This window comes from Luteibacter sp. P4_E6, from assembly GCF_056401535.1.
The window spans coordinates 1-8410 of record NZ_JBFUJE010000154.1; the positions used below are offsets into that span (position 1 = coordinate 1).

At 66.1% G+C, this 8410-nt stretch carries 6 protein-coding genes; 2 read left to right on the plus strand and 4 right to left on the minus strand.

The annotated features are described in order from the left end of the window. On the plus strand, window positions 1-1652 hold a 1652-nt coding region (locus AC1DT2_RS11225; RefSeq protein ID WP_477296262.1), incomplete at its 5' end, for a helicase-related protein. Between the two features lie 3 nt (window positions 1653-1655). Here AC1DT2_RS11225 and AC1DT2_RS11230 read toward each other — a convergent pair. The 4 genes from AC1DT2_RS11230 to AC1DT2_RS11245 form a co-directional block, all read right to left on the minus strand. Then, window positions 1656-2312 (minus strand): rhomboid family intramembrane serine protease, encoded by a 657-nt coding sequence (locus tag AC1DT2_RS11230; RefSeq protein WP_063571997.1) that lies wholly within the window; start codon window positions 2310-2312, stop codon window positions 1656-1658. 14 nt (window positions 2313-2326) lie between these two features. Further along, window positions 2327-2857, minus strand: coding sequence for a lactoylglutathione lyase (gloA, locus tag AC1DT2_RS11235; RefSeq protein WP_477296263.1), 531 nt, complete (start codon window positions 2855-2857; stop codon window positions 2327-2329). A gap of 448 nt (window positions 2858-3305) precedes the next feature. Further along, window positions 3306-4886 carry a permease family protein gene (locus tag AC1DT2_RS11240; protein ID WP_477296264.1) on the minus strand — a complete coding sequence of 527 codons (1581 nt, stop codon included), beginning with the start codon at window positions 4884-4886 and terminating at the stop codon, window positions 3306-3308. Then, window positions 4886-5350, minus strand: coding sequence for a DUF3574 domain-containing protein (locus AC1DT2_RS11245; RefSeq protein ID WP_477296265.1), 465 nt, complete (start codon window positions 5348-5350; stop codon window positions 4886-4888). Before AC1DT2_RS11245 ends, AC1DT2_RS11240 begins: the two co-directional genes overlap by 1 nt. Window positions 5351-5655: 305 nt before the next feature. On the opposite strand from AC1DT2_RS11245, the gene AC1DT2_RS11250 reads away from it, so the two are divergent. Next, window positions 5656-8085: a TonB-dependent receptor plug domain-containing protein gene (locus AC1DT2_RS11250; RefSeq protein ID WP_477296266.1), complete on the plus strand. Its 2430-nt coding sequence runs from the start codon at window positions 5656-5658 to the stop codon at window positions 8083-8085. Window positions 8086-8410 lie beyond the last annotated feature (325 nt).

Here is an 8410-nt window from a genome sequence, read left to right on the forward strand (position 1 = left end):
GTTCCGCAACCGTCGCGCCGGTATCGGCGTTCCGCAACCGTCGCGCCGGTATCGGCGGGTTTCCGCGCCGCGTGCCGGAGATTCTCGCGATCGACCCCGAGACGCTCGACGCCGGTCGCCGGGATGCCCTCCTCGCCGAGTTCCGCGCGGACATCCAGAACGCCGCGGCGCACCTCGAGTTCGATTACAACGACGACCCGCGCCTCGAAGCCCTGATCGACCTGCTCGACGCGCACCCGTCCGACAAATTCCTGCTCATCTGCCGCAGCCAGGCCAAGGTGCTGGCGATCGAAGACGCACTGCGCACGAAGAGCGGCGTAGGCGTCGCCCGTTTCCACGAAGGCCTCGGCATCGTGCAGCGCGATCGCAACGCGGCGTTCTTCGCGCAGCCAGACGGCGCCCRCCTCCTGCTGTGTTCCGAGATCGGTTCGGAAGGCCGCAACTTCCAGTTCGCCCACCGCCTGGTGATGTGGGATCTCCCGCTGGATCCGGACCTGCTCGAGCAGCGCATCGGTCGCCTCGACCGTATCGGCCAGCGTCACGACATCGTCGTGCACGTGCCCGTGGTCGAGCAGAGCGCGCAGCACGTGCTGGCCCGCTGGYACGACGAGGGCCTGGACGCGTTTCGTTCGAGCCCCGCCGATGGCCGCGAACTGCTTCGCCGTTTCGGCGAGCTGCTCGCCAACCTCGCCGACGAACACGCCCGCGAGGACGATTCGCGCGACCAGGAACTCGACGCACTCATCGCGGAAACCCGTGGCGCGCATGAGGAGCTCTCCGCCCTCATCCACGCCGGTCGCGACCATCTGCTCGAACTGGCCGCCAGCCGCGATCCACATGCCGATGACCTCGCCTCCAGCTTCGCCCGCGAGGACCAGGATCCAGCGCGCGATGCCTTCATCCAGCGCCTGTTCGAAACCTACGGCGTGCATACGGAAGAACTCGCACCCGACATCGTGCTGCTCGACCCGCAGTACCTGTCGACCGACGGCCTGCCCGGCTTTGCCGATGGCCCGCTTTCGGTAACGTTCTCGCGCGACGTCGCACTTGCCCGCGAAGACCTGCCCTTGCTGCGCATGGACCACCCGATGGTCTACGCCGCGGTGGACCTGCTGGTGAGCGGCGAAACGGGCAACGCCGCGTTCCTCGTCGACGATGCCCTGCCCGTACGCACCGCCCTGCTACAGACCGTTTACGTGCTCGAGATCATCGCCGATCGCGCGCTGGACGCCGGCCGCTTCCTGCCCGCGACACCGCTCGTCGTTGCGGTGGATACCAAGCTGTCGGAACGCCCGGGCTTCCGTCCGAGCGACGTTGCGCTGCGCAAGGCGACGGATCGCAATATCGAGGTGGCTCGCTTCCGAAAGTTTCTCTCGAAGCTGGTTCCGCCGATGCTCGAACACGCCCTCGACCTCGCCGAGGGACGCGCCGAACTGCTCAAGTACGAAGCGATCGACGCCGCGAAGCTCGAGCTGGACACCGAGCACGCACGCCTTGTGGCGCTGCGCGCCGTGAACCCGTCCATCGCGGCCTCGGAAGTCGCCGCCATCGCCGCCGAACGCGATGCCCTGCTCGCGGCTATCCCCAACGCGCGCCTGCGTCTGGATGCCGTGCGATTCGTGGTCAGCCCGGACTTCCTTTCCCTGCGCTGAGGGTCAGGACCAGCGGCGTGGTGGCGGTCGCACGCCCCACGCCCAGAGCAACAACAAGCCCGCGAACAGCCCACCCAGGTGGGCGAAATGGGCCACGCCCGCCAACGTGCCGGTGACGCCGAAGAACAGTTCGGCCAGGCCGTAGAGCGTGACGAACAGCCACGCGGGGATACCGATGGGAATCGGGATCATCATCAGCTTCTCGCGCGGGAACAGCATCGCGAAAGCGCCGAGCAGGCCAAAGATCGCACCGGATGCACCGACGGTCGGGAAGACGCGGCCCGGCTCGAACCAGTACACGATGGCCAGCTGGGCAAGCGACGCCGCGACCAGGCAGGTGAAGTAGTAGATGATGAAACGACGCTGCCCCATCACCCGCTCGATCAGCCCACCGAACATGTACAACGCATACATGTTCAACAGGATGTGCATGACCGACCCGTGCATGAAGCCGTAGGTGATCAGCTGCCACGGGCGGAAACCGATGCCGGCGATGTTGCCATTGCCCACGTCGATGGCCATGTCATGGCCCACCGGCCACAGCGCAAACCACTGCGAGAGCGCCAGGGTGTTCTCGTCCTGCAGCAGGAACTGAAGGGCGAAGACCAGGACGTTGGCAATGAGCAGGTTGCGCGTCACCGGAGGCAGGTTGGTCGGCATGGTGGTCCCCGGCCTCAGGCGGTCAGCGGCGTAGGCTGGAGGATCTCGATCCAGTACTGGTCGGGATCCCGGATAAAGGCGATGTGCCGCATGCGGCCATCACTCAACCGCTTCTGGAAGGTGACGCCGAGCTCTTCGAAGCGCGCGCAAGCGACATTCACATCCGGCACGCTGACGCACAAGTGCCCGAAGCCGCGCGGTTCGCTGTTGCCGTTGTGGTACGCGAAGTCGGCGTCGGTCTCGGTCCCATGGTTATGGGTCAGCTCGAGCACGCCCGGCTGCGCCAGCGCCCAGCGCTTGCGCTCCGCGTCGTCGTCGGGAATCACGCTGCGGTCGCCGACCAGGACCAGGTAGACGATGGTGAACTTCGCCTCTTCGTAAACGTGCTTGTAGACCGGCGTGAAACCGAGCACGCGTGTGTAGAAGTCCAGCGAGACGACGAGATCGCGCACGCGGATCATAGTGTGGTTGAACACGAAGCCGTGGGTGGCAGCGTCCGGCGTGGCGGTGACGCCGGGCAGCGATGTGAGGTCGGCGAGGGACATGGGGATATTCCTTGGGACAATGTCCAAGGGTGGCTGCCATGGGGCGGYAATTCAAGCATTTGGGGGGAGTCGCGGTCGGGTTGGCCCGTGGGGCCGCGGCGCGGCTCTTCGAGACGGGCCGTAGCTCCTCTTTCGCTCGCCCGGGAACTGGGCGGCCCTCAGCTTARGCGGCCCCAMGGGCCAACCCGACCGCGACACCGGACGYTGAGGTTGYGTGTGGCACAAGCGCMACGCCGCTTCGTCGCCCGAGCTTCGATGAGCGACCAGACTGCTTTCTGTAGGAGCCGCTTCAGCGGCGAACCCTCAGGTTGTCGAGGTTGCGAAGGAGGCCTTGTGGTGATCGGGCGAGCGGTTGAACCGCCGACACGATGCGATGCAATGCCTCATTCGCGACAACCATCGCTGAGGGTTCGCCGATGAATCGGCTCCTACAGTAGAAAGCATCGCATCACCGCCGGCGCGGCCCGACCGAGAGAAATAGCAACACCACCGCCAGCGCCCCATAAGCCGCAACAAATTGCCACACCAACGTACGCGCGGCGGGATCGAGCAACCAAGGCAGGTACACCGAACCAATCGGTTCCACCGAGTGGATGACGCCGATGGCCGTGAGCACGGCGCCGATCGCGACGATGCCCGCTGCCTTACGCACCTGGCCGTCGATCATCGCGACCACGAAGCTCGCCCAGACCATCGAAGTGATGATGAAGCCGTTGCCGAGGATGACGATGAYCGCCATCGCGGAGATGCCGTGGCTGGCATCGCCATACAGAGCGGCAAAGTGCGCGGGGTCGACGATGGACGGGTCGCCCAGCTTGATCGCCAGCATGCGTGCGATGGCCGGAAAGAAGCTGAAAACCACCGCGCCGGCGTAGCGTAGCGGTGTCGCCTCGAAGGCCTGGGTGGTGATGCCGATCGAGATGAAGACGAGGATCGGTGCGAGCACGGCGACCGGGAGCAACTCCACCAGGTTCGCCAGGTAACCGAAAACGCCGCCCAGCCCGATGACCAGGCCCGTGACCAGGGTGTAGCCCGTACGCGCACCCATCGCCTTGTACGCCGGCTGGCCGATGTACGGCGTGGTCTGTGCTACACCGCCACACATGCCGGCGATCAGGGTGGCCAGGGCCTCCACCAGCAGGATGTCCCGGGTCGGATAGTCGTCTCCGGCGGCGCGGGCGCTCTCCGTCACGTTGATGCCCCCCACCACCATCAACAGGCCGAAGGGCAGGATCAGCGGGAGGTAGGGCACGGTGGCCGGCAGGCCGTCGATGAAACCGAGCGTCGGTAGCGGGAAGCCGAGTCGCCACTGCCATGCGCCCGGCGAGTGATAGCCGGTACCGAGGAAGCCCGACGGCCCCAGCCCGTAGTAAAGGACCACGCCAACAATGAAGGCGCCAAGCACGCCTGGAAGGCCGAACGGTAGCCGCCGCTTGGCCACCAGCGCGTAAAGCACCACGCCCAGACCAGCGAAACCCACGACCGGCACGCGCAGGATCTCCACCAACGGCAGGAAACCCATCAGCACCAGGGCGATGCCGGCGATCGAGCCGAGCAGGCCGGCACGCGGCACGGAACGCTGGACCCATGCGCCAAAGAACGACAGGACGAACTTCAGCACACCCATGACGACCAGCGAGGCCATACCCAGGTGCCAGGTGGCCTCCCCTGCCGCGATCGGGTCCATGCCCGCCTGACGGTACCCCGCGAACGCAGGGCCCAGGACGAGCAAGGCCATGCCAATCGTGGTCGGTGCGTCGATGCCCAGCGGCATCGCGGTAACGTCCTCGCGCCCGGTGCGGGCCGCCAACCGGCGGGCCATCCAGGTGTAGGCGAGGTTGCCGAGCAATACTCCCAACGCGGTCCCCGGAAACATCCGGCGGAACACGATGTCCGCGGGCATGCCGAAGATACCGATGAGAGCCGTGGCCATGAAGGCGAGCAGCGAGAGGTTGTCGACGACGAGGCCGAGCACACCGTTGAGGTCTCCGCCGCCGAAACGGCGACGTGGTGCGATAGTTGTGTTCATCAGAAGGAGATGTCCGCCGGCTGCGTTACACGGAGAACCGACTGGTCGCCCGTCTTTGCCTTCCACGCGGCGCGGATGGCGTCGACCGACGCCTGCTGCGTCGGCGAATCGGGGTAGAGCAGGATCACGAYCTTCGAACGCAGGCGCTCCGGCTTCGTCTGCTTGACGCCCTGCCACTGTCCGTAGGCATCGACCACGGTCAGACCGCTCGGGAATCGTGGCGTCACTTCGTTGTCCAGGAAGGCACGCCAGACAGCCTCATCCACCCCGTCCCGGCCGTCAGCAAGGCCCAGGCCGAAGTAAAGCTCCGTGCGCACCCATCCATGCGTCGCGTCGGGATGCGCGGCATCGCCGCTCAGTGTTGCGCTGCTGTGGTTTGCGGTCGCGGGGCCGTGCTCCGGCCAGTTCACGCAACCCGCCGTGACCAGCGACACAACGAGGAAAAGACTGGCGAGAACCCTCATACAAACCCCTTGCGCAAGCTTCCAAGAAACGGACGTCCATACGGCCAGCCGTCCAACCTATTGACACAGCGTACACCGCGGTGCAACAAATAGTGAAAGGTTCGCACGTTCCTGCGGCCACTGGAACCACCCTGTCGTGAGCTCCCGCCTGCCCCGCCCCGCCTTCGTTGCATGCCGCCTCGCGGCCGATGCGCGATGTCGCCCGGGCCGCGCCACGCACGGCTGACGCCGCGCCCCGACCGCTCCCCGCCCCTCGTCGTCCGCCCTTCGGCGGCAACGACCCCGTGTGCCCGCCAGGAACTTCCATGCACCCTTCCCGCCTCGCTTCCGCCATCGTCATCGCCCTCACCGCCCTTCCCGTCGCCGCGCAAGACGCCGACCGGCCCGCCACCAACCTGGACCAGATCGTCGTCACGGGGACGCACGCCAAGGACCGCACCGTCCTCGACTCACCCGTGCCGATCGACGTGCTGACGGCGGAAGACCTTCGCTCCGCCGGTGCCGTCAACGGCGAACTCGGCCAGGCACTGGCCACCCTGCTGCCTTCGTTCAACTTTCCCCGCCAGTCCAACTCCGGGGGATCCGACCATGTGCGGGCCGCACAGCTACGCGGCATGAGTCCCGACCAGGTCCTCGTGCTCGTCAACGGCAAGCGCTTCCATACCTCGGCGCTGGTCAATAGCGATACCAAGATCGGCCGTGGCACGACGCCGGTCGATTTCAATGCCATTCCCATCAGCGCGATCAAGCGCATCGAGGTGTTGCGCGACGGCGCGGGCGCGCAATACGGCTCCGATGCCATCGCCGGCGTGGTGAACATCATCCTCGACGACGCGCCCGAGGGAGGCGAGGTCGATGCCACGTACGGTGCGTATCACACCAACTTTCGTCCCGGCGACCGCACGATTACGGATGGCCAGAGCGGTTATGTCAGCGCGAAGGCCGGCACGAAACTCGGCGGGAACGGTGGCTTCCTCCGGGCCGGCATCGAAGGCAACAACCGCCAGCCGACCAACCGCGCCGGCCCTGACCAGATCCCCTCGTGGGAGAACCTCTCCCCGGCAAACCTCGCGCTGCAGGGCAAGCGCAACTATGCCGCGGGCGATCCACGTAACGAGAACTACAGTGGCTGGTTCAACGCCGAACTCCCTTTGGGCGATACCGTGCGTGGCTACGCGTTCGGCACGTACACGCAGCGCCGGACGGTCGGCGACAACTACTTCCGCTATCCGGACAGCGACGCCAACGTTCCGTCGATCTATCCGGAGGGCTATCGCCCTGAGTCGCTCGGCTATAACCGCGATATCAACCTCACGGCCGGTGCGCGCAGCCGCGTCGGCGAATGGGATATCGACGCGAGTCTGACCTGGGGCCGCAACACCTTCGATTACGACCTGCGCGATACGGTGAACGTGTCACTCGGCGACGCCAGCCCGACGCACTTCAACATCGGCAAGTACGACAACGCGCAGGGCACCGCCAACCTCGACCTGAGCCGCTCCATCGAATGGGGATCGAAGCTGTTCACCCTGGCGACGGGTGCGGAGTTTCGGCATGAGGGATTTCGTACGTACCCCGGCGACCCCGCGTCGTATGCCGTGGGGCCCGTTGTCGGCGCACCTATCGGCGCGCAAGCGGGCGGCGGCCTCACACCGCAGGACACGGCCGACCTTCATCGCAACGTCGGTGCGGCTTACCTCGACCTCTCCGGTGACCTCACCGACCGGTTCTTCGCCGATGCGGCAGGCCGCTATGAGCACTACAACGATTTCGGCTCCGCCTGGACCGGCAAGCTGAGTGGCCGCTTCGCGATCACCGAGGCGATCGCCCTTCGCGGCGCCGTGTCCAACAACCTGCGTGCGCCGTCGCTGAGCCAGGTCGGCTTCGAATCGACCTCGACGGGCTATGGCGCCGACGGAACGCTGGTGCAGGGGCGCATCCTCTCGGTCAACAACCCCATCGCGCGCGGACTGGGCGCACAGGACCTGAAGCCCGAGAAGTCACGCAATTACAGCCTGGGCCTCACCGCGCAGCTCGGCGAGCGTTTCGACGCGTCCCTCGATGTCTACCGTATCGATGTCGATCACCGCGTCACCCTGTCCGAGACGATCGCTCCGGATGGCCTGGAGAACTATATCGACGCGCGCTTCGGCGTACCGGGCGTCCAGAGCGTGGCCTTCTTCACCAACGCCGTCGACACCCGCACGCGCGGCGCCGAGCTGGTGACGAACTACCGGCAACCGGCCTACGGCGGCAACCTCACGCTCACTGCAACGTACAGCTACAACCGTACGTCGATCCGCAAGGTCCGCGATACGCCGCCCGAACTCGCCGCACTTGGCGCCGATGCCGTGCTTTTCGGCCTGGAGGAACGCAATACGCTCACCGACGCCGCACCTCGCCAGCGCGGCTCGTTCACCGCCCGCTGGGATCATCCCCGTTGGTCGCTGCTGAGCCGGCTGACTCGCCAGGGCAGCACGACCCGTGTCTTCGACTTCGGTGACGGTTTCGTGCCCACGCAGACCTACGGCGCACGCTGGCAGCTCGATGCCGAAGCCGAATGGCACGCGACCGACCGTTTCTCCATCGCCCTGGGCGGCCAGAACATCACCGACCAGTACCCGAACCGCTCGATTCCCGACATCGCCTATGCGGGGAATTTTCCTTACGACGTGATCTCGCCGATCGGCACGAACGGGGCGTACTGGTATGCCCGTGCCAGGTATGCGTGGTGACATGAAAAGAGGCTCTTCGCGGATTACGGGGCCCGGCCGCTCAGCTTTCCCGCCGGGCATTCTTTGGCACCTGGCACCTGGCACCTGGCACCTGGCACCTCGCCCATGGCTCGCCTTCGGCTTCGCGGGTGGCTCGGCTCCGCCATCGCTCTGTACACTTGGGCGTCTCGCGGGGAGACCTTGGTGTCCACCCTCGCTGCTCAGACACGTCCTCCGCGTTCGAGAAGGAAAGGCCGCTGACGCGGCCCATGYATCTGATTGGCCTACGGCCGCTCCACTTGTGCGGAACTCGCCTCGAGGGTGGACACCAAGGTCTCTCACGACG

Excerpts from the sequence above, each read along its gene's own strand:
- AC1DT2_RS11230 (WP_063571997.1), bottom strand. The coding sequence starts at position 2,312 with ATGCCGACCAACCTGCCTCCGGTGACGCGCAACCTGCTCATTGCCAAC.
- gloA (WP_477296263.1), bottom strand. The coding sequence starts at position 2,857 with ATGTCCCTCGCCGACCTCACATCGCTGCCCGGCGTCACCGCCACGCCG.
- AC1DT2_RS11250 (WP_477296266.1), top strand. The coding sequence starts at position 5,656 with ATGCACCCTTCCCGCCTCGCTTCCGCCATCGTCATCGCCCTCACCGCC.